Raw genomic sequence first — 21,625 nt, forward strand, 5'->3', positions numbered from 1 at the left:
CCCGTTGATCAACGGGCCCCGGGGAACGGCGGATTCGCGGGAGGACCCACGGGTCGACGGGCCCCACGAGTCGGCCGGCCACGAGTCAGCCGCCCACGTGTTGGCGGACGCCAGGAGTCGGCCACCGACGTGTTGGCGGACGCCACTAAACGGCGGGCCCACGTGGTGGCGGACGCCACGAAACGGCGGGCTCCGGGTACGGGCGGACCCCACGTAACGGCCGCGCCGGAGCGCCCCCGAGGATCAGCAGCGTCTGCGGTCCTGCGTGAGCACTCCCTGCACCGTCACCAGGTCGCGGTCGTAGCACCCGGCCGAACCCAGCAGCCGGTAGCGCTCGCGTGTCGTGCCGACCGCATGACGCTGATCGCGCGGCACGTTCGCCGTGTACGTCGCGTCGCCCGTGTACGTGTCGTCCAGCCGGGACCACGCGGTGCGCTGTCCCGCCCGCGTCTCACCGACGGCCGCCCGGTCTCCGAGCGTCAGGACCGTTCGCAGCCGTTCGTCCGCGCCGAGCGTCGTCGTGCCGTCCATCGTGTACGTGCGCCGGTTCTGCGTGGCCCTCGCCGGTCCGCGCCCGTCCACGGTGACCGTCTCGTCATCGGTCCACGTCGCTTCCAGCGCGTCGGTGTTCTCGCCGTCCGTCCAGCGGTGCACGGAGGTGTTCGCGAGCGAGCGGGTGACGGTGGTGCGCACCCGGCCGTGCGAGGTGTCCAGGTACCCGGAGGCGGTCAGCCGGTGGCTTCCCCGGGTGTCGAGCCGGTGCTCCGCCCCGGGCGTGTACGTCGAGGAGTCGGCGAGGCCGTCGTCCGAGGTCTCGGTCAGCGCCCCGCTCACCCGCTCTCGTCCGGCGTCCTGCCAGACGAGGACGTTGACCGGCGTGCTCCAGCCGGTCTGTCCCTCGGGGACGCCGACGACCGACACGTCCACCCGATGTGCCCGCCCGTCGTTCAGGAGCCCCGCGAAGGGGGTCAGGTCGTACTCGACGGGCTTGACGTCGAAGGCGCGCGGGCCCGGAATCACATACCAGAGGAAGGGGTTGGACCAGCCGCCGGTCCACACGGTCGGGAACGGCTCGGCGATGCCCGCGAGCCGGCCGTCGACCCTGATCTGCACCTCGCGGTAGGGCCCGTCGTCCGCACGACAGGAGTACGGCGCGGGGTCCGGCACGGTGAGGTACCAGTACTCCTCGCAGCCGCCGCCGGACCCGGTCGCATAGACCTCGGCGACGACGCGCTCGCTGTTGCGCGGTGTGGTCAGCGTGCCGTCCCGGAGGGTCAGCACGCGGTCGGGTGCGACTGCCGGCCTGCCCCCGAAGAACGTCAGCGTGACCTTGACGTCGATGACGCCCGTGTACGTGTCGTCGACGACGTTCCCGATGAGCATCTCGACGTCCTGGCTGCGTCGGAGGGTGTCGCTGTAGCGCGTGACGTCCTTCTCGACGGACCATGCGATGCCGTCGGGCGACGGTTCGGGCGTCGACGTGCGAAGGACCTCCACCCCGCCGACGTGCACGTAGCCGAGCCGGTCGAACTGCCGCCCCTTGACCTTGCCGTCGAGTCTCAGCACGACCTTGCTCCAGCGGTCTCCGCACCCGGTCGGCGGCGCATACGTGCCGCGATACGGCGTGAAGTCGCGGAACTGCGCCTCGGCCAGCGTCACTTCACAGGACCGGCCGGCGGGCCTGCCGACCGGCGGGGCCGCCGTCAGGGGGTCGTGCCAGTCCGTCCCGAACTCGGCCGGTGGTTCCGGTGACGAGGCGGCCGACGCCGGAGCCGCCCCGAACAGCGTGCTCGCCACGAGGATCGCTCCCGCGAGCATGGACATGACCATCCGTCTTCTCATGTGCGGTGTTCTACGGGGCGGTCGGGCCACCCGCAATGGGGCCCACGCACCGCGCGCACCGACGAACACGCCCCTCTCCGCGTGGGGCTGCCCACCCCACCAGGACGACTAGGCCTTCAAGTCGGCCTCGTCCCCCATCACCACGACAGGATGCCGATGCGGATCGAGTGTGCGCAGCAGGTACTCCATGGCCGGCCGGGACACGCTCACGCATGCCGACGTACCGCTGCCGTGGTCCATGTGCAGCCAGATGCCGCCCCCCTTGGACTGGCCCTCGGGGCGGGTCGGGTCGTTCGGTGCCGTGCCCTTGACGCGGTTGTAGTCGATGGCGATGACGTAGTCGAAGTCGTGCCAGTGGGACTTCGCCCAGTAGCGCGGGGCGGCGAACGACGGGGACCGGGTGTACGGCAGCCGGGCGCCGGGATCTGCGAGCACACCCCCCGCGTCGCTGAGCGTGAACACACCGACGGGGCTGCGGTTGTCGCCCTCGTGGTGGTCGACGGTCCAGCCCTTCTTGCCGTTGTGCGCGGGCCAGCTGCGGGTCTTCTCCCACGTCGAGCCCGACTTCGTGTACAGCGTGACCGTGGAGTCCGCGGAGTCCACGCCTTCGCCGTGGACCGCCACCACCTGGCGCGCGTCCGACGGGATACGGGCCCTCATCGCGTCACCGATGCCGGGGATGCGTTTCAGGTCCGCGCTGTGACTCGGGGCGTCCGACGCTGCCGGTCCGCCGTCGCCCTCGGCCCGGCGACCGGTGTCCGAGCCGCCGCACGCCGACAGGGAGACGGCGAGCAGCCCACAGGCCACCGCGACGACTCCCGCACTCCTGACTCCGACCGATCGCATGCCGACCATGGTGACACCCCGGCGAGACGCGGAACGCAGCCGGTCACGGTAACGCCCCTTCCCTCACCTTCCAACCCTTTAGGGCCATTTCGTACGTACTCCTCCGGCGTGACGCTCGACGCCGCCGGCCCTGCCGCGCGTCACGAGCCGCGGGCCGAATCCGTGCCGCGGGGCGATAAATCGTTTGCTTCCGACCACGCTGCGACGCGAACCTTTCACGGTTTGTTGCCGGTCTTCAGGGCCGGCCGGCTGCCGAGAACGCGCCTCCCTCCACCCCTGACACGAGCCACTGGGACGTCATGCAGATTCAAGACCTTCCGTATCCCGACCCGGGTGTGCCGGACGCACGCTCAGGTCCCCGATTCCTGTGGTGGCTCGGCCGGAATCAGCTCGGCGGGCAGTTCAAGGCCCTCGCCTGGGGTCTGCTGCACTTCGTGGCCGTCTCCGGGCTGCCGTTCTGCGTCGGCCTCGCCGTCCAGGCCGTCGTGGACTCCTCCGGCGCCCGGCTCGCCCTGGCGGGCGGGCTGATCGCGCTGTGCGGCGTGGGTATCGCGCTGGGCGACGCCATGCTGCATCGCGCCGCCGTCACCAACTGGATCACCGCGGCCGCGCGCGTCCAGCAGCTGCTCGCCCGCAGGACCGCCGAGCTCGGCTCCGCGCTGACCCGGCGCGTCGCGGCCGGCGAGGTCGTCGCCGTCTCCACCGGCGACGTCGAGAAGATCGGCTGGTTCGTGGAGGCGGTGTCGCGCTTCGCGGCGGCCGCCCTCACCGTGGTGCTGGTCTGTGTCGGCCTGGTCCTCTACCAGCCCGCGCTCGGCGTCATCGTCGCGGTGGGCGTGCCCGTCCTCGCGCTCGCCGTGCTGCCGCTGCTGCCCCGCGCGACACGGCGTGCCGACTTCCAGCGGGAGAAGGCCGGGCGCGCCACCGAACTGGCCTCGGACACCGTGGCCGGTCTGCGGGTGCTGCGCGGCATCGGCGGCGAGGAACTCTTCCTCGACCGCTACCGCAGCGCATCCCAGGAGGTCCGCCGGGCCGCCGTGCACAGCGCCCGCATGTGGTCGCTGATCTCGGCGATCCAGGTGCTCCTGCCGGGTCTGCTGATGATCGCGGTCGTCTGGCACGGCGTCGGGCTGGCCCGCGACGGCAGCATCACCGTGGGCGAACTGGTCACCGTGTACAGCGCGGTCATGCTGCTGACCTACCCGCTCAGGCACTTCGAAGAGATCGCGATGGCCTACTCCTTCTCCAGGCCCTCCGCCCGACGCGCCGCCCGCGTGCTGTCCCTCCAGCGCGCCGTGGACAGCGGCGGGACGCTGACGGAGCGGACACCGGGCGGGGATCTGTACGATCCCGCGACCGGGCTGCTCGCGCCCGCGGGACGCCTCACCGCCGTGGTGTGCGGAGACCCGGACGCGGCCGGTCTCCTCGCCGAACGGCTGGGCGGACACCCCTCCGAGGAAGGCACCTCGGTGCTCCTCGGCGGCGTACCGCTGGACGAACTCCCGCTCGACACCGCTCGCACCGCCGTCCTCGTCCAGGACAAGGATCCGGTGCTGCTGTCGGGCTCGCTGAGCGAACTGCTCGACGTGCCCTCCTCCGGCAAGGTGAGCGCGGCCCGGGCGCTGGCGGCCGCGCAGTGCGGCGACGTCCTGGAGGCGCTCACCCAGGGCTCCCTGGACGCCCAGGACCCGATGGACGCCCACATCACCGAGCGCGGACGGTCCCTGTCGGGCGGCCAGCGCCAGCGGCTCGCGCTGGCCCGGTCCCTGATCACGGACCCCGAGGTGCTCGTCCTGGACGAGCCGACGTCCGCCGTCGACTCGCACACGGAGGCCCGGATCGCCGACGGCGTGCGCTCCCTGCGTGCCGGGCGGACGACCGTGGTCTTCACCTCCTCACCGCTGCTGCTCGACCACGCGGACCGGGTCCTGCTGGTCCACGAGGGCGACGTGGTCGCCGTCGGCGTCCACCGCGAGCTGGTACACAGCGAACCGCGGTACCGGGCCGTGGTGACCCGGGAGACCGAGGACGAGGCCACCACCGCGCCGAGCGGCGGACACCCGACGGGCGAGGCCGCTCCCGGCAGCGCTCTCGAAGACGATGAAGCCGTCCTGAACGGCGTCCTGGAGGACGACGCGGCCCCTCTGGGCGGCGTCCTGGAAGAAATCGAGGAAACCGCATGATCGGCGTGGCGCCCCCGGCGTACGACCCGGCCGCCCCGACGACGGCGAGCACCCTGCCCGTCGGCGCCCCCGAGACCGTACGCACCTACGTCACCGAGCTCTTCCGGAGGCACCGCACCGCCTTCCTCCTCCTGATCGCCGTCAACACGGTCGCCGTCGTGGCCTCGATGGCCGGGCCCTATCTGCTCGGCTCGGTCGTCGAGCGGGTCTCCGACCGCACACGGGATCTCCACCTGGAGCTCACCGCCGGACTGTTCGTCGCCGCGCTCCTCGTCCAGGCCGTCTTCGTGCACCAGGTGCGGCTGCGCGGTGCCGTCCTCGGCGAGCGCATGCTCGCCGACCTGCGTGAGGACTTCCTCGTGCGGTCGGTGGGCCTGCCGCCCGGTGTCCTCGAGCGGGCCGGCACGGGCGACCTGCTCTCGCGCATCACCACGGACATCGACCGGCTGGCCAACGCCATGCGCGAGGCCGTGCCCCAGCTGGCCATCGGGGTGGTGTGGGCCGCGCTGCTGCTCGGCGGCCTCGCCGTGACCGCGCCGGCGCTCGCCCCCGCCGTCCTCGTCGCGGTACCGCTGCTGGTGGTCGGCTGCCGCTGGTACTTCAAGCGCGCGCCGTCCGCGTACCGCTCGGAGGCCGCCGGTTACGCGGCGGTCGCCGCCGTCCTCGCCGAGACGGTCGACGCCGGTCGCACCGTGGAGGCCCACCGCCTGGGCGCGCGCCGCATCGAACTGTCCGACCGCCGGGTCGAGGAGTGGACCGCGTGGGAGCGGTACACGCTCTGGCTGCGGTCGGTCCTCTTCCCCGTCGTCAGCCTCACCCACGTGACGGTGCTCTGCTCGGTCCTCATGATCGGCGGGACCTTCGTCCTGCACGGGTGGATCAGCGTGGGGCAGCTGACGACGGGCGCGCTCATCGCCCAGATGCTCGTCGACCCGGTGGGCCTGATCCTCCGCTGGTACGACGAGCTCCAGGTCGCCCAGGTCTCCCTGGCCCGCCTCGTCGGCGTCCGGGACATCGAGCCGGACGCGGGCGACCCGTCGGTGGCGCCGGACGGACGGGACGTCCACGCGGACCAGGTCCGCTTCGGCTACCGCGCCGGCGTGGACGTGCTGCGCAAGGTGTCCCTGGAGGTCGCCCCCGGCACCCGGCTGGCCCTCGTCGGCCCGTCCGGCGCGGGCAAGTCCACGCTGGGCAGGCTGCTCGCCGGCATCTACGCGCCCCGGGACGGCCGGATCACGCTCGGCGGCGCCGAACTGTCCCGGATGCCCGCGGAGGAGGTCCGCTCGCACGTGGCCCTGGTCAACCAGGAGCACCACGTCTTCGTGGGATCCCTGCGCGACAATCTGCTGCTCGCCAGGACCGGCGCGGTCGACGCCGAGCTGTGGGCCGCGCTCGGCGCCGTCGACGCCGACGGCTGGGCACGGGCGCTCGACGACGGCCTGGACACCGAGGTCGGCTCGGGCGGACTCGCGCTCACCCCGGCCCAGGCCCAGCAGATCGCGTTGGCCCGTCTGGTCCTGGCCGACCCGCACACGCTGGTCCTGGACGAGGCGACCTCGCTCCTCGACCCGCGTGCGGCCCGCCACCTCGAACGTTCGCTCGCACGCGTCCTCGACGGCCGCACCGTGGTGGCCATCGCACACCGCCTGCACACCGCGCACGACGCCGACGTCATCGCCGTCGTCGAGAACGGCCGCATCAGCGAACTCGGCAGCCACGACCAGCTCGTCGCGGCCGACGGCGCCTACGCGGCGCTGTGGCGGTCCTGGCACGGATGATCCCGGCCCCTGCCGTCGCGCCGGTGTCACGGCCCGTCGGCAGGGGTGCGGCCGCCTCCGGAGGGCCGTTTCGCACGTGCTCCGGTTCCATGGCCGGAGCACGTGCCGTTGCGCGGTGCCGAAGGGGGGTGGAAGGCTGGATGTGGGCACCGGCTCGGGGTACTCCCCCGGAACCACCCGGTTCGCGTGGGGCGGCGCCTGTGTCCAGCGGCCCGAGCGCCGACCGTCGAGTGCGGCGGCACCGAGCCCCGCCCGCACCCTCTGGAGGTTCCCGTGGACAGCGCCGACGGATGGGGGGACGACGTCTACCAGCCCGACGGATCCGAGGTACAGGACGACGCGGGACTGCTCGACGCCGAGGACACTCTGCTCGCCGACGGCGTCGGCGACCCCCTGGACCGTGGCTGGTCCCCTCCGGAGCGGCCCTGGGCCGTGGAGCACGCCGGGGTGACCGCCGCGGAGGGCCACGAGGGCGAGAGCCTGGAGCAGCGCCTCGCCGAGGAGCTGCCGGACATCGCGGAAGTCGCCGGAGACGGCATCGGCGACGTCCAGGGCACGGACGGCGAGCTCCTCGACAACGAGGTGGGCGATCTGCGCTCCGGCCGTCTCGTCGCCCCCGACGAGGGCGCGCACGAGGACGAGGAGAGCGGGCTCATCGCCACCGACGTGGGCATCGACGGTGCCGCGGCCTCGGCCGAGGAGGCGGCGATGCACATCGTCGACGAGGACTTCCTGTCCGGCTGACCATCCCCTCGAGGAGCATCCATGCAGCAGGACAAGCAGCCCGACTACCACCCGGTCGTCTTCCGCGACCGGTCCGCCGGCTACGCCTTCCTCACCCGCTCCACGGCGACGAGCGACCGGACCATCGAGTGGGACGACGGCGAGACCTACCCGGTCGTGGACGTGGAGATCTCGTCGGAGAGCCACCCCTTCTACACCGGCAAGGCCCGGACCGTGGACTCGGAGGGACGCATCGCGCAGTTCGAGCGCCGCTACGGCGCGCAGGGCTCCGGGGGCGACGGCGCCGCCTGATCGCAACGTCGCCGGCGAGGTCCGGGGACCGGCCCCGCCCGGCGACGACAGCCTCAGATGACGTTGAGCGCCGCGGCGCAGCCCACCCCGCCGAGCAGCATGAACACCGGCATCAGCACCTTGAGCTCGACCCAGCTGCCGGCCCTGAAGCGCATCGCCTTGGGCGGACCGATCGGGTACCAGCGCTTGCGGCCGACCGGGATCGGCCACAGGATCGGGCAGCCGGACACCGTCAGGGCGTCCCCGATGTCGTGGACCAGGGCCCCGAGAACGATCGGCAGTCCGAGCCACAGGTACTCCTGGCCCGGCGCGGTGAACAGCCAGTCCGAACCGTTGCCCGGCTTGTCCAGGACCCCGGCGAGGATCCAGGCACTCGTCGCCGCCAGCAGCCACACCAGCACGTCGCTGCTCGAACCCCGGGCGGCTCGCCACAGCAGCCCTTCGATGGCGAGCACCATGTGCACGAACAGGATGGCCAGGACCGCCCAGCGGCCTCCCGTGATGGCCAGGACCGACGTGCCCGCGCCGATCAGCACCGCCCACAGCCACGTGTGCGTCAACGTGCGGTGACCTCCCGACCGCCGCGGGTCGCCCTGCTTCTTCGTCCCCTTGTAGACGGCGTACGAGAGCTTGTCGACGATCTCGCACAGGCCCCGAGACAGCGGTCCGAAGGCTCGTGAGATCGTGGCCGCCTTGTGGTCCAGGTCGGGGGCGAGCGCGGCACCGGCGCAGATCAGGGCGCCGACCAGGAGGACCGGCCACGGCATGGCATGTCCCGCGGCGGCGGCTGCCGCTCCGACCCCGAGCCAGGCAGCGGCTCCCGACAGTGAGTGTGCTGGTCCCATCATGGCCGCTCCCCGCCCCATTCCTCTTGTGCCGCTGTCCAGTTGCCCGTGCGCACTGATGCTCCGTCGGCGCCACAGCGTAGCGTTCGTGATCTTCGGACCAGCATCCGATTCCCCCATCGGGCGGGTCGACAGGCAAGATGGGGGCGTGACCCTCATCGATCAGCTCCCGCAGACCGCAGATCCCGACGCCCTCTACGAAGCCTTCGAGTCGTGGGCCGGGGAACGCGGTCTCACCCTCTATCCCCACCAGGAGGAGGCGCTGATCGAGGTGGTCTCGGGTGCGAACGTGATCGTTTCGACGCCCACGGGCTCCGGCAAGAGCATGATCGCCGCCGGCGCCCACTTCGCGGCGCTCGCCCGTGACGAGGTCACCTTCTACACGGCGCCGATCAAGGCCCTCGTCTCGGAGAAGTTCTTCGAGCTGTGCAAGATCTTCGGCACCGAGAACGTCGGCATGCTCACCGGCGATGCCTCGGTGAACGCCGACGCCCCGGTGATCTGCTGCACGGCCGAGGTGCTGGCCTCCATCGCGCTGCGGGACGGCAAGCACGCCGACGTGGGCCAGGTCGTGATGGACGAGTTCCACTTCTACGCGGAGGCCGACCGCGGCTGGGCGTGGCAGATCCCGATCCTGGAGCTGCCCCAGGCGCAGTTCATCCTCATGTCGGCGACGCTCGGTGACGTCTCGATGTTCGAGAAGGACCTCACCCGGCGCACCGGACGGCCCACGGCGGTCGTCCGCTCGGCGACCCGTCCCGTCCCGCTGTCCTACGAGTACATGCTCACTCCGCTCACGGAGACGCTCACCGAGCTGCTCGCCACCAAGCAGGCGCCGGTCTACATCGTGCACTTCACGCAGGCCCAGGCCGTGGAGCGGGCGCAGGCGCTGATGAGCATCAACATGTGCACGCGTGAGGAGAAGGACCAGATCGCCGAGCTGATCGGCAACTTCCGCTTCACCACCAAGTTCGGCCGCAACCTCTCCCGCTACGTGCGTCACGGGATCGGTGTGCATCACGCGGGCATGCTGCCCAAGTACCGGCGCCTGGTGGAGAAACTGGCCCAGGCCGGCCTGCTGAAGGTCATCTGCGGCACGGACACCCTCGGCGTCGGGGTCAACGTCCCCATCCGGACCGTGCTGTTCACGGCGCTCACCAAGTACGACGGCAACCGCGTCCGCACGCTGCGCGCCCGAGAGTTCCACCAGATCGCGGGCCGCGCCGGTCGTGCGGGCTTCGACACGGCGGGTTTCGTGGTGGCTCAGGCGCCCGAGCACGTCATCGAGAACGAGAAGGCCCTCGCCAAGGCCGGCGACGACCCGAAGAAGCGCCGCAAGGTGGTGCGGAAGAAGGCTCCCGAGGGCTTCGTCGGCTGGACGGAGAACACCTTCGAAAAGCTCATCGCCTCCGAGCCCGAGCCGCTTACCTCGCGCTTCCGCGTGACGCACACCATGCTGCTGTCGGTGATCGCCCGGCCGGGCAACGCCTTCGAGGCGATGCGGCATCTGCTGGAGGACAACCACGAGCCGCGCAAGCAGCAGCTGCGGCACATCCGGCGGGCGATCGCCATCTACCGCTCGCTCCTCGACGGCGGCATCGTCGAGAAGCTCGACGAGCCCGACGCGACCGGGCGCATCGTGCGGCTCACCGTCGATCTCCAGCAGGACTTCGCGCTCAACCAGCCGCTGTCGACCTTCGCGCTCGCCGCGTTCGACCTGCTGGACCCCGAATCCCCCTCGTACGCCCTGGACATGGTGTCCGTCGTCGAGTCGACGCTGGACGATCCACGACAGATCCTCGCGGCGCAGCAGAACAAGGCGCGCGGTGAGGCCGTCGCCGCGATGAAGGCGGACGGCGTCGAGTACGAGGAGCGCATGGAGCGGCTCCAGGACGTGTCGTACCCCAAGCCGATGGAGGAGATCCTCTTCCACGCGTACAACACGTACCGCAAGAGCCACCCGTGGGTCGGCGACCATCCACTGTCCCCGAAGTCCGTCATCCGCGACATGTACGAACGGGCGCTGTCCTTCACGGAGTTCGTCTCCTTCTACGAGCTCGCCCGCACCGAGGGCATCGTCCTGCGCTACCTGGCCAGTGCCTACAAGGCTCTTGAGCACACCGTCCCGGACGATCTGAAGTCCGAGGACCTGGAGGATCTGATCGCCTGGCTGGGCGAGATGGTGCGCCAGGTCGACTCCAGCCTCCTCGACGAGTGGGAGCAGCTCGCCAACCCGGAGGAGATGACGGCCGAGGAGGCCCAGGAGAAGGCCGACCAGGTCAAGCCGGTCACCTCGAACGCCCGCGCCTTCCGTGTCCTCGTCCGCAACGCCATGTTCCGCCGTGTCGAGCTCGCCGCTCTCGACAACGTCGACGAACTGGGCGAGATGGACGGCGACTCCGGCTGGGACGCCGATGCCTGGGGCGAGGCGATGGACAAGTACTGGGACGAGTACGAGGACCTCGGCACCGGGCCGGACGCCCGTGGGCCCAAGCTGCTCCTCATCGAGGAGGAGCCGGAGAACGGTCTGTGGCGGGTGCGTCAGACCTTCGCCGACCCGAATGGTGATCACGACTGGGGCATCAGTGCGGAGGTGGACCTGACGGCCTCCGACGCGGAAGGACGTGCCATCGTCCGCGTCACCGATGTCGGCCAGCTGTGAGCTCAGGAGAATCCCACACATGACGAACCCGGCCGAGAGGCTCGTCGACCTGCTCGACCTGGAGCAGATCGAGGTCAACATCTTCCGTGGCCGCAGCCCGCAGGAGTCCCTGCAGCGGGTCTTCGGCGGCCAGGTGGCCGGCCAGGCGCTGGTCGCCGCGGGCCGCACCACCGAGCGCGATCGGCCCGTGCACTCGCTGCACGCGTACTTCCTGCGGCCGGGCCGGCCGGGCGTGCCCATCGTGTACCAGGTCGAACGGGTCCGGGACGGACGGTCGTTCACCACCCGTCGTGTCACCGCCGTCCAGCAGGGACGCACGATCTTCAATCTGACCGCCTCCTTTCACCAGCCTGAGGAAGGGAGCTTCGAGCACCAGCTGCCGCCGGCCCGCGAGGTTCCGGACCCGGAGTCGCTTCCGACGGTGACGCAGGAGATCGAGGAGCATCTGGGCGCGCTCCCCGAGGCATTGGAGCGCATGGCGCGGCGCCAGCCGTTCGACATCCGTTACGCGGACCGGCTTCGCTGGACCCCGGAGGAGATCAAGGACGCCGAGCCACGCAGCGCGGTGTGGATGCGGGCGGTCGGGCCGCTGGGCGACGATCCGCTCGTGCACACCTGTGCCCTCACGTACGCCAGCGACATGACGCTGCTCGACGCCGTCCGCATCCCGGTGGAACCGCTGTGGGGCAAGCGAGGCTTCGACATGGCCTCGTTGGACCACGCCATGTGGTTCCACCGCCCGTTCCGCGCGGACGAGTGGTTCCTGTACGACCAGGAATCCCCGATCGCGACGGGCGGGCGTGGTCTGGCGCGCGGACGCATCTACGACCTTCACGGACGCCTGCTCGTCTCGGTGGTGCAGGAGGGACTCTTCCGGGCGCTGTGAGGGTGTGCCCCTGTGCCCGACCGTCCGTGAAGGGCGCGTCCGGCATCGGGGAGAGAGGCGCCCGTCAGGGGTTTCTGCGACGCAGCCACCCGAGCAGTCCGCGTGGCCGCTCGGGCCCCTCGCTGCCGGCTCGGTCTTCCGTCTCCTTGAGTTCGCTCTCGAAGTGGTCTTCCGTGCCTTCGCTCCCGGGCTGATCTTCCATTCCCTCGGCCCCCTCGATCGGTAGTGGGTGCGGTGCGGGGCGCTGTGCCCTGGCCTCGACGATCGCCTGGCACAGGTCGGCCTTGAGCCAGCCGATCTCGTCGGGCTCGTCGGCCCTCGTGATGCGGGCGGCGACGACCGCGGCGGGAGAGTCCGGTGCGCCCTGGGAGGGATGCTCGGGCCTGAGCCGGTTCAGATGGGCCCGCTCGTACGGGTCGGCGACGACCTCCGCCACATGCGTGGGGTCGAGCAGCGACGCCACGACCGCGGCCCGCGCCCAGGGATCCTCGGTCTGCCGCAGCAGGAAGCCCATGTGACGTCCTCGCCAGTTACGGGGCCGCAGGTCGACTCCTTCGTCGAGCTGGTCACGGAGCCTCTCGGGCGTACGGCCGCTGAGCAGCGGCGCGTTCTGCGCGTCGGTCGCGAACTGGTGCAGTTCCTCGGCGAGATACAGCCAGACCACGGCCCGATAGCGGTTCAAATAAAACCTGACCGGGACGATCAGGCCCAGGCGGGCCAGGCGGGTGAACCGGGCGGTGGTCACGCCCATGAGAGCAGCACCCTCCGTCGTGCCGACGGCTTTGACCCGCTCGCGCAGTGCTTCGGGAAATCCGTCCGCGGTGCGCAGGCGGTCGATCTCGCCGCGAGTGACACGACGTCCCCCGCCGCCCTCGTCCGGGACGGAGCGGATGCAGCCGAGGTGCAGGGCCAGGTCGAACTCGCCACGCCTGAGCTCCAGCTCTCGTGCGGCACGGCTGAACGACGAGGTGGTGGACTGCGCGATGGTGCGGCCGGACATGACGGTCTCCCCCGTGGAGTCGGTTGCTCGCGCCGATGTGCGCTCGCTTCGGGAAAAACCGTATCCGGCTCGGCGGACATCGCGGGGAGCCTGTGGATAACCTCGACCGTAACTACATTTACGCAGGTCAGAGATCTGCGATGGGCGATCCTTCACGTTGTCGCGCGTCCACGGAGAGGTGCTCGCCGACGCGGTTCACGAGCAGCGTCATCTCGTAGGCGACCTGGCCGATGTCGGCCTCCGCGGCGCTGAGGACGCACAGACAGCTGCCGTCCCCGGCGGCGGTGACGAAGAGCACCGCGTCGTCGAACTCCACCATCGTCTGGCGCACGTGTCCGGCGCCGAAGTGACGGCCTGAGCCCTTGGCCAGACTGTGCAGGCCCGAGGAGACGGCCGCGAGATGCTCGGCGTCCTCCCGCCTCAGCCCTGTGCTCGCCCCCGTCACCAGTCCGTCGTTGGACAGCACCAAGGCGTGCCGTACGTGTTCGACGCGCTGCGTGAGGTCGTCCAGCAGCCAGCCGAGTCCCGTGTTCTGCGCCATGATCCGGTCTTCCCCCTGAAGTCCTTCCCCCTGGCCGGAGGATCTGACCAGCCAGCCTTCCCCACACCCGTCGTCCGAGCAAGGAGGATGGACGGCATGGCAGAGAAGATGACCGACGAGCAATGGCGCGCGTTCGTTTCACAGGGCACGCGCACCGGAAAACTCTCCACCGTCCGGGCCGACGGAGGCCCGCATGTCGCGCCGATCTGGTTCGTGCTGGACGGCGACGAGCTGGTCTTCAACACCGGGAAGGAGACGGTCAAGGGAAGAAACCTCGCACGGGACGGCCGGGTCGCCCTGTGCGTGGACGACGACCGGCCGCCTTTCGACTTCGTCGTGCTGGAGGGGCGGGCGACGCTCTCGGAGGAGTCCGGCGAACTGCTCCACTGGGCGACCAGGATCGCCGCCCGCTACATGGGCGAGGAGCGCGCCGAGGAGTTCGGCAAGCGCAACGGTGTTCCGGGTGAACTCCTCGTCCGGGTGAGGATCGAGAAGGTCGTGGCCTACGCCTCGGTGGCCGCCTGAGCCGCTCGGTCCGTGCGCGAACGGCCGCCCTTTGCCGAGCGGCCGTTCGCCGTGTCAGCCGACCGAGTCGAGCAGCCGGGCGGTGTGCACCCGCCCGGCGTACTCGACGAGACGAATCAGCACCTCCTTCCCGGAGTCGCGGTCGCGCGCGTCGCAGAGCACCACCGGTGTGCCGCGGTCGAGGTCGAGGGCGCGGGAGACGTCCTGCGCACCGTAGGTGCGGGCACCCGCGAAGCAGTTGACGGCCACGACGAACGGGATGTGCCGGTGCTCGAAGTAGTCCACGGCGGGGAAGCAGTCTTCGAGCCGCCGGGTGTCGGCGAGGACGACCGCGCCGAGCGCCCCCTGTGACAGCTCGTCCCACAGGAACCAGAAGCGGTCCTGTCCCGGGGTTCCGAAGAGGTAGAGCGAGAGGCCGGACCTGATGGTGATCCGCCCGAAGTCCATGGCGACGGTGGTGGTGACCTTCTGGTCGACGCCGTCCGTGTCGTCCACCGACTGACCTGCCTCACTCAGCAGTTCCTCGGTCCGCAGCGGCCTGATCTCACTGACCGCGCCCACCAGGGTCGTCTTGCCGACGCCGAATCCGCCGGCGACCAGAATCTTCAGGGCCAGAGCGGCGGCCGTCTCGCCACTCGGGGCGTCGGGGTTCTCGGAGACCATCGATCACTTCTCTCGGGAGTGCCGACAAGGGTCGACGTCGGTACGGCGGTGCGGGGTGTCCGTGGGGACTGGTGCGAGAGGGCGCGGGATCAGCGAATTCAGCATCATGACAACTGCGTTCCTGCTTGGAGGGACAGGACCGCAAGCTGACCGTTGTGACCGGCTCACGTCCGTTCGGTGTCGGATCGGAAGCGCAAGAAGCGCGCAGGGAATGCCGATGCTGTTCATCTAGAGCGCCCTCAGACCGTCGATCACCTCGCGGAGAATGCGCTCGTCGGGTAGTTGGGCGGGCGGCACCGGGCGGCTGACCGTGACGCAGCCGAGCTCCAGGAGGTCGCCGAGGAGTACCCGGACCACTCCGACCGGGAGGTCCGCGTCCGCGGAGAGTTCGGCGACCGACTGCGTCTCGACGCGGCACAGTTCGATCAGCGCCCGGTGTTCCGGACCGAGCGAGGTGTCGTCGTCCGCGCCGGGTGCGCCGGTGTCGAGGGTGACCAGGGCTATCAGGTCGAACCGCACGCCGGTGGGGCCCGGCTTCGTGCGGCCGCCCGTCATGGCGTAGGGACGGACGAGCGGTCCGGCCTCGTTGTCGAACCACTGGCTGCCCGGCATGTCCTCGGTCATGTGCGCCGCCCGTCCCCGGTCACCTGGCCGCGGGCGGCTGTGCGCCGACGCGAGGCGGCGTGTAGAGGTGTTCGCCCACGCGCTTGACCAGCAGCGCCATCTCGTAGGCGACCAGACCGATGTCGGCCGTGACGGCCGTCAGCACGGCGAGACAGGAACCGTCTCCCGCGGCGGCGACGAACAGGAATCCGTCGTCCATCTCCACCATCGTCTGGCGCACGCCGCCGGCACCGAAGTGGCGTCCCGCGCCCTTGGCCAGGCTGTGGAATCCGGAGGCGACCGCCGCGAGATGCTCGGCGTCCTCGCGGCGCAGGCCGTTCGACGCGCCGACCGCGAGGCCGTCGTTCGACAGCACCACGGCGTGCCGTACGGCGGCCACGCGCAGCACCAAGTCGTCCAGCAGCCAGTCGAGTTCACCGGACCGCTGGCCCCTCGTACTCGGGTCCTGGATCATGCGGGGTCTCCTTCCCTGCTGTCGCTGCCCGCTGCCGGGCCGGAGGTGGCTCCGCGGCCGGGCGCTCTGCCGCCGCCGCGCACCCAGCCGTCGCGGTAGGCCGCCATGCGGTCACGTACGAGTTCGGGTGTGCGCTCACCGTCATGGTGGGAATCAGCTGCTCTTTCCGTCGACTCCTCGGAACGCTGAGCGCGCAGTTGGGGGGCCAGGTTCGCCTGCCGCACCCGCTTGGGGAGGTCGTCGGAGCTGTCTGAGTCGTCCGGCGGACGGTGCAGCCGGAGGGTGCCGACCCGGGGTGTCGGGTTGTCCGGCGGGCCGGGCTCAGGGGCTTCCGGGCCGGTCTGTACCGGCGGCACCAGCGCGGGCCTCTCGGTGATGGCCGGCACGGATTCCTGTTCGGTCACCGCGGACACCCTTGCGTACTCGCGTACTTCGGGTTTCTCGGTGTCCGTCCGGCGGGTGGAACGTTCCGCCGGACCGCTTTGGAGCAAGGTCGTGGGCAGCAGGACGACCGCCGTGGTGCCGCCGTAGGGCGAGGTCCGCAGGTGCACTTTGATGTCGTGCCGGGCCGCGAGCCTGCTCACCACGAAGAGGCCGAGCCGGTCGCTGTCGAACAGGTCGAGGGCCTCGGACTGCTCGATGCGCCGGTTGGCATCGGCGAGCCGCTCCTTGCCCATGCCCAGCCCCCGGTCCTCGACCTCGATCACATAGCCGTTGCCGACCGGCTCGCCGGTGATCCGCACCCTGGTGTGCGGCGGTGAGAACTGTGCGGCGTTCTCGACGATCTCCGCCAGGAGGTGCGTGAGGTCGGCCACCGCGGAGCCGACGACGGACGCCTCGGGGAGTTGCCGTACCTCCACGCGCGCGTAGTCCTCGACCTCGGAGACGGCCGCGCGGACCACGTTGGTCAGGGAGACCGGCATGCGCCAGGCGCGGCCCGGTGCGGCCCCGGACAGGATGATCAAGCTCTCCGCGTGGCGTCGCATGCGTGTGGTGAGGTGGTCGAGGCGGAACAGGTCGCTCAGTTCGTTCGGGTCCTCGGACCTGCGCTCCATGCTGTCCAGCAGGTTGAGTTGGCGGTGCACGAGCACCTGGCTGCGGCGGGCGAGGTTGACGAAGACGCCGGAGATTCCGCTGGCGAGTTCCGCGCGTTCGACGGCGGCGCGCAGGGCGGCCCGGTGCACGGTGCCGAGGGCCTCCGCGACCTGTCCCGTCTCGTCATCGGCGGACGGTCCGGGCGGAGCCTCGGCCCGCACGTCGATCTCCTCCCCCGCTCGCAGTCTGCTCATCGCGTGCGGGAGCTTGCGCCGTGCGATCTCCAGGGCGGTGTTGCGCAGGCTCACCAATTCGACGACTAGGGCCCGTCCGATGCGCACGGAGATGACGAGCGACGCCACGACGGCGGCGAGTCCGAAGAGGACGGCGGCACCGGCGGGAGTGAGCAGACCGCGGGTGACGGGGTCGGCGCGGTCCGCGACGTCCCGGCCCGCGTTCGCCTCGATGGTGCCCATGCCGTGCTGCACGCGCGCGTGAGCCGCGTCCCAGTCGGCCTGCGGTGCGGCGCCGAGCGCCTTGGCTCCCGGCGGGGAGACGAGCACCTTGTCCTCGACGGCGCGCACGTCGGTGTACGCGCTCCCCTCCACGAGGTCCTGCCAGGCGGCTCGTTCGGTTCCGCGCAGGTCCCCGACCGCGGAGTCCGTCAGAGTCCGGCGGGTGGCCACGGCACCGGTGAACAGCCGTAGCCGCTCGCCGTCGAGGCGCCCGGCGAGCCGGGCGCCGGCCAGCACCGCGTCCTCCTGGGCGAGTGCTTCACCCGCGCGGGAGAATTCGAGCAGCACGCGCGCGTCGGAGCCGAGGTCGTCGTCCGGGATGCCGGTGAGCGCGCCGCCCACACCGAAGGCTGTCGAGATCGTCCGGGTGTACCGCCGGTACGCCTCGTTCCAGTCGGCGCGTCGCTCCAGTACGGCGGTGCGCAGGGACGCGAGCCCGTCTGCGGCGGTGACGAACGCGTCCAGGCGTCCGGCCACACTCGCGGGAAGGTCCGCGCCGTCCGCGACGGTGTTGTGATCGCCCATCCGGAGCTTCGCCACCGCTCGGTCGGTGCGCCGTGCCGACTCCTTGAGATCGCCGGGCCGTTCGACGGCGGGGTCGGTCGCATAGCGCACGGCGGCGGTGCGCTCGGCCTGGAGGGCCGCGACGGCGTCGGCGACCGGGCTCCGGACCGTGGAGTCCACACGCTGCAACTGCCGCAGCCGGGCGACGTCCTGGGCGGTGCTCACCGTGGCGTAGGCCCACAGGGCGAGCAGCGACATGACCGGCACCATCAGGAGGCAGACGATCTTGGCTCGTACGGTGCGCGGGCGGATGTGCCACCGCCCCGCGCGCGTGGTCGCCGCCTGCGGTGGTGCTGCGAGGGTGTCGTCGGCGTCCGCACGCTCGTCGGCCGGCGGTCCGGCGTGCGCGCGGCGGCCGCGTGCGGGTGGCTGGGGCGGCGGCTCGGCGCCGGACGTCGGGGTCCTACGGGGTGTACGCATGGCCTCCTCGCTCGGAGAGGTTCGGGGCGCGCTCCCGGCCGTCGTGGCTCCGGGCCCGCGCCGTCAGCGGGCGACGCTCTCGACCGGCCGCTGGGCCGACGCGGACGCTTCACGCTCTTCGGACGTCGGGGACAGGGCGACGAAGGCCGACGTCAGGAAGAGGTAGGACCCGAGGCCGACGGCGAGGGGGAAGATGAACTGCATCGCCGTGGCCCCGGGGAGCGTCCCGGCGGAGGGGCTGACCCGCACGCCCACCGCCATCATTCCTGTGTAGTGCATGCTGCTCACCGCCCCACCCATGACGAGGGACGCGAGGGCGACCGCCACCGGTGACTTGATGTTGAGCGCCGCCCAGAGAGCCGCGGTCGCCGCGACGACGGCGATCGCGACGGAGAGGGCGACGAGCGTCGGGTCGTAGTGCACTTGGCCGTGCAGCCTCAGCGCGGCCATGCCCAGGTAGTGCATGCTCGCGACGCCGAGCCCGGTGGTGAGGCCGCCCAGGACGAGCGCGCGGCCCCGGTCACGGCCGTATCCGACGGCGAAGACGCCGGCACCGACGACGACCATGGCCACGATCAGGCTGAGCACGGTCAGCGGCACGTCGTAGCGCATCTCGGTGCCGCTGACGCTGAAGCCGAGCATCGCGACGAAGTGCATGGTCCAGATGCCGGTGCCGATCGCGGAGGCCGCGGTGAGCAGCCAGTTGCGGCGGGAGCGTCCGGTCGCGGCGAGCGCGCGGACGGTGCAGCGCAGCCCGAGGGCGGCGCCTGTGCAGGCCATCACGTACGACAGTACGGGGGTCAGCCAGCCGAATGCGGCGTGGTCCAGGTGTCCCATGGCCCAGGGACGCTAGTCCCGGCAGGGGCGCACAACAGGGGCGCATTTCGAAAGCTGTTGGAATATGACGAAGAGGTGTACTTGGACGATCGCGTCACGCCCGAACGTGTGCACCACGACGTCCATCGTGTCGGTGAGGGATCATGCGGAACATGAGCGACGACCACACACATGTCCAGGAGTTCTTCGCGGCTCGCGCGGCCGCCTGGGACGCGCGCTTTCCCGACGACGGGCCGGCCTACGCGGCCGCGGTCGCCGCCATGGGCCTGCGTGAGGGCGACCGCGTGCTCGACGCGGGCTGCGGCACCGGGAGGGCCCTGCCGCCCCTGCGTGCGGCCGTGGGGGCCTCGGGAGCGGTCATCGGGGCCGATCTGACCCCGGCCATGCTGGAGGCCGCCGTGCGGGCAGGACGCGACCGTGACGGGCAGTTGCTGCTGACCGACGTCGCCGCACTGCCCCTGCGCACGGAGTCGCTGGACGCGGTGTTCGGAGCGGGTCTCGTATCCCATCTGCCCGAGCCGGCCGAGAATCTGCGGGAGTTGGCCCGGGTGGTACGGCCGGGCGGGACGCTGGCGCTGTTCCATCCGGTCGGCCGGGCCGCGCTCGCGGCCCGGCAGGGCAGGCAGATCACCCCGGACGACCTGCGCGCGGAGGCCAATCTACGTCCCTTGCTGGCGGACGCCGGGTGGGAGATGACGTCGTACGTCGATGAGGACACCCGCTTCCTCGCACTGGCCGCGCGACGCGGCTGACCCGTCCCTGGCGGACGTACCCCGCGGCACGAACGTCTGCGCCGCCGGTGCGGCGCGACCGACGCCTCAGAGAGTGCCCGCCACCACAGCCGCGAAGGCGTCGGGATCGTCGAACATGATGTTGTGCCCGGCGCCCGGCACGGTCACGACGCGCACTCCGGCGTCCTCCAGGGCTTCCCTGCCGGGCAGTTCACCGCTGGACTCGCCCTGGAGGTAGACGCGCTCCACCGTCAGGGCCTCGAGCAGGCGGCGCATCGTGGGGTTCGTGCCGTGCTTCAGACCGGTCGCCGTGCGGTGCAGGGCGCGGGGGTCCGCGAGTCGCATGGTGGCCGCCCACAGGGGGCCGACCTTCTCCAGCACGCGCGCGTGGCCGCCGTTCTCGACGAAGTCGGCCTCCTCGTAGGAGGCGATGCCGCTGCTGCCCGTGCTGCCCGTGCTGCCCGTGCTGCCCGTGCTGCCCGTGCTGCCCGGAGGATACGGATCGAGGTTGGCCTCCACCAGGACCAGCCGTGAGGCGAGATCGGGCCGTCGGTGGGCGAGCACGATGGCGACCGCACCGCCCATGCTGTGGGCGACGAGTTCCGCCCCGGAGACCCCGGCGGCGTCCAGAGCGGCCGCCAGCGCGTCCGCGTGGTCCTCCAGGGTGTACCCGAAGTCCGCGGGCCGGTCGCTGATGCCGTGGCCGGGCAGGTCGACGAACAGGGTGCGGCGGCCCGCCAGTTCGGGGCGGGCGGCGATGTGCGCGTGATAGACGGTCGAGGCCGCTCCCAGACCGTGCACGTACACCCGCGCCGGGTCCGTGCCCGCAGCCTCGGTCCAGCGGACACAGCTTCCCTTGTCGTCGAACTCGGCCTGCTTCATCTCGGTCTCCCCTGCCGTCATGGTTCCTCGCGTCTTCCAAGAGGATACATCGGAATCGAGGTATAACTGATCCGTAGTATTCAGAGATCGATGTACAGCGGGAATGCGGCACAATGAGGCCATGCTGGAGCTGGCCATCCTCGGTTTTCTGTACGACGCCCCGCTGCACGGCTATGAGCTGCGCAAGCGCATCACCGCGCTGACCGGGCATGTGAAACCCGTGGCCGAGAGCACGCTGTATCCGGCCATCAAGCGGCTGGAGAAGGCGGAGCTGCTGGAGCGGGCGACCCGCCCCGGATCGGTCGCCGCTCCGCGCCATGAACTGACCCTCACCGAGGAGGGCCGTCGCGAACTGCGACGACGGCTCGCGGAACCGTCACGGGGCGACATCACCGACGAGAACCGCTGGTTCACCGTGCTCGCCTTCCTCCGGCACCTGGAGGACCCCGGTGCGCAGGCCACCGTGCTGCGCCGTCGGCTCGCCTTCCTGGAGGAGCCGGCGAGCTTCTTCTACGACGGTGACCGGCCGCTGCGTGCGGAGGAGTTCGACGACCCCTTCCGGCGCGGCATCCTCACGATCGCCCGCGCCACGAGTGAGGCCGAGTTGGCTTGGCTGCGGGAGACCGTCGCCTCACTCGACGCCGGCTAGCAGGTGATCGGCGCAACGTCACGGCCGTTCCCCCTTCTGCCGCCGGGACTTCAACTCTACGTTGAACAGCAGCAGATGAGCAGTCGACGATGGCAACCGCACTGGGGG

At 71.1% G+C, this 21,625-nt stretch carries 20 protein-coding genes; 9 read left to right on the plus strand and 11 right to left on the minus strand.

Translation table 11 applies throughout. The features are described from left to right. Positions 1-243: 243 nt before the first annotated feature. Together ABEB03_RS40135 and ABEB03_RS40140 are read right to left on the minus strand one after the other, a co-directional pair. On the minus strand, positions 244-1,842 hold the full coding sequence (locus ABEB03_RS40135) for a peptide-N4-asparagine amidase (RefSeq protein ID WP_345657948.1): 1,599 nt from the start codon (positions 1,840-1,842) through the stop codon (positions 244-246). A 108-nt stretch (positions 1,843-1,950) separates the two neighbouring features. After that, positions 1,951-2,688 carry a L,D-transpeptidase family protein gene (locus ABEB03_RS40140; RefSeq protein ID WP_345657949.1) on the minus strand — a complete coding sequence of 246 codons (738 nt, stop codon included), beginning with the start codon at positions 2,686-2,688 and terminating at the stop codon, positions 1,951-1,953. Positions 2,689-2,987: 299 nt separating this feature from the next. On the opposite strand from ABEB03_RS40140, the gene ABEB03_RS40145 reads away from it, so the two are divergent. The 4 genes from ABEB03_RS40145 (at position 2,988) to ABEB03_RS40160 (ending at position 7,684) form a co-directional block, all read left to right on the plus strand. After that, on the plus strand, positions 2,988-4,871 hold the full coding sequence (locus ABEB03_RS40145) for an ABC transporter ATP-binding protein (RefSeq protein WP_345657950.1): 1,884 nt from the start codon (positions 2,988-2,990) through the stop codon (positions 4,869-4,871). Next, a complete protein-coding gene (locus ABEB03_RS40150; protein ID WP_345657951.1) occupies positions 4,868-6,649 on the plus strand; it encodes an ABC transporter ATP-binding protein in 1,782 nt (593 codons plus the stop codon). The genes ABEB03_RS40145 and ABEB03_RS40150 overlap by 4 nt, the downstream gene beginning before the upstream one ends. Positions 6,650-6,922: 273 nt before the next feature. Continuing rightward, positions 6,923-7,393 (plus strand): DUF5709 domain-containing protein, encoded by a 471-nt coding sequence (locus ABEB03_RS40155; protein ID WP_345657952.1) that lies wholly within the window; start codon positions 6,923-6,925, stop codon positions 7,391-7,393. Positions 7,394-7,414: 21 nt separating this feature from the next. After that, a complete protein-coding gene (locus ABEB03_RS40160; protein WP_345657954.1) occupies positions 7,415-7,684 on the plus strand; it encodes a type B 50S ribosomal protein L31 in 270 nt (89 codons plus the stop codon). Between the two features lie 53 nt (positions 7,685-7,737). Here ABEB03_RS40160 and ABEB03_RS40165 read toward each other — a convergent pair whose 3' ends face one another. Next, a complete protein-coding gene (locus ABEB03_RS40165; RefSeq protein ID WP_345657955.1) occupies positions 7,738-8,532 on the minus strand; it encodes a metal-dependent hydrolase in 795 nt (264 codons plus the stop codon). A gap of 145 nt (positions 8,533-8,677) precedes the next feature. Here ABEB03_RS40165 and ABEB03_RS40170 point away from each other — a divergent pair, with 145 nt between their 5' ends. Together ABEB03_RS40170 and ABEB03_RS40175 are read left to right on the plus strand one after the other, a co-directional pair. Continuing rightward, positions 8,678-11,191 carry a DEAD/DEAH box helicase gene (locus ABEB03_RS40170; RefSeq protein ID WP_345657956.1) on the plus strand — a complete coding sequence of 838 codons (2,514 nt, stop codon included), beginning with the start codon at positions 8,678-8,680 and terminating at the stop codon, positions 11,189-11,191. Between the two features lie 19 nt (positions 11,192-11,210). Next, a complete protein-coding gene (locus ABEB03_RS40175) occupies positions 11,211-12,077 on the plus strand; it encodes an acyl-CoA thioesterase (protein ID WP_345657957.1) in 867 nt (288 codons plus the stop codon). Positions 12,078-12,141: 64 nt separating this feature from the next. Here ABEB03_RS40175 and ABEB03_RS40180 read toward each other — a convergent pair whose 3' ends face one another. Together ABEB03_RS40180 and ABEB03_RS40185 are read right to left on the minus strand one after the other, a co-directional pair. Further along, on the minus strand, positions 12,142-13,077 hold the full coding sequence (locus tag ABEB03_RS40180) for a DUF6397 family protein (RefSeq protein ID WP_345657958.1): 936 nt from the start codon (positions 13,075-13,077) through the stop codon (positions 12,142-12,144). Positions 13,078-13,204: 127 nt separating this feature from the next. Next, positions 13,205-13,618 (minus strand): roadblock/LC7 domain-containing protein, encoded by a 414-nt coding sequence (locus ABEB03_RS40185; protein ID WP_345657959.1) that lies wholly within the window; start codon positions 13,616-13,618, stop codon positions 13,205-13,207. A gap of 96 nt (positions 13,619-13,714) precedes the next feature. On the opposite strand from ABEB03_RS40185, the gene ABEB03_RS40190 reads away from it, so the two are divergent. Further along, the gene (locus ABEB03_RS40190) at positions 13,715-14,143 is read left to right on the plus strand and encodes a PPOX class F420-dependent oxidoreductase (protein ID WP_345657960.1); all 429 of its coding nucleotides are present in this window, start codon (positions 13,715-13,717) and stop codon (positions 14,141-14,143) included. 54 nt (positions 14,144-14,197) lie between these two features. Here ABEB03_RS40190 and ABEB03_RS40195 read toward each other — a convergent pair whose 3' ends face one another. The 5 genes from ABEB03_RS40195 to ABEB03_RS40215 form a co-directional block, all read right to left on the minus strand. Beyond that, entirely contained in the window at positions 14,198-14,806 is a 609-nt protein-coding gene (locus ABEB03_RS40195; protein ID WP_028800295.1) for a GTP-binding protein, read from the minus strand. A gap of 228 nt (positions 14,807-15,034) precedes the next feature. After that, a complete protein-coding gene (locus ABEB03_RS40200) occupies positions 15,035-15,430 on the minus strand; it encodes a DUF742 domain-containing protein (RefSeq protein ID WP_345657961.1) in 396 nt (131 codons plus the stop codon). Between the two features lie 19 nt (positions 15,431-15,449). Continuing rightward, complete coding sequence (locus ABEB03_RS40205; protein ID WP_345657962.1) at positions 15,450-15,884, minus strand: roadblock/LC7 domain-containing protein; 435 nt, start codon at positions 15,882-15,884, stop codon at positions 15,450-15,452. Continuing rightward, a complete protein-coding gene (locus ABEB03_RS40210) occupies positions 15,881-18,418 on the minus strand; it encodes a sensor histidine kinase (protein WP_345657964.1) in 2,538 nt (845 codons plus the stop codon). Before ABEB03_RS40210 ends, ABEB03_RS40205 begins: the two co-directional genes overlap by 4 nt. 63 nt (positions 18,419-18,481) lie before the next feature. Further along, positions 18,482-19,255, minus strand: coding sequence for an MHYT domain-containing protein (locus ABEB03_RS40215; RefSeq protein WP_345657965.1), 774 nt, complete (start codon positions 19,253-19,255; stop codon positions 18,482-18,484). Between the two features lie 152 nt (positions 19,256-19,407). Here ABEB03_RS40215 and ABEB03_RS40220 point away from each other — a divergent pair, with 152 nt between their 5' ends. Next, positions 19,408-20,007 (plus strand): class I SAM-dependent methyltransferase, encoded by a 600-nt coding sequence (locus ABEB03_RS40220; protein WP_345657967.1) that lies wholly within the window; start codon positions 19,408-19,410, stop codon positions 20,005-20,007. Positions 20,008-20,073: 66 nt separating this feature from the next. On the opposite strand, the gene ABEB03_RS40225 is transcribed toward ABEB03_RS40220, so the two are convergent. Beyond that, complete coding sequence (locus tag ABEB03_RS40225) at positions 20,074-20,868, minus strand: alpha/beta fold hydrolase (RefSeq protein WP_345658241.1); 795 nt, start codon at positions 20,866-20,868, stop codon at positions 20,074-20,076. A 121-nt stretch (positions 20,869-20,989) separates the two neighbouring features. Here ABEB03_RS40225 and ABEB03_RS40230 point away from each other — a divergent pair, with 121 nt between their 5' ends. Continuing rightward, positions 20,990-21,517, plus strand: a complete 528-nt coding sequence (locus ABEB03_RS40230) for a PadR family transcriptional regulator (protein ID WP_345657968.1) — start codon at positions 20,990-20,992, stop codon at positions 21,515-21,517. The last annotated feature ends 108 nt before the right edge of the window (positions 21,518-21,625 follow it).

It is taken from the genome of Streptomyces siamensis (assembly GCF_039543605.1).
Taxonomy (GTDB): Bacteria; Actinomycetota; Actinomycetes; order Streptomycetales; family Streptomycetaceae; genus Streptomyces; species Streptomyces siamensis.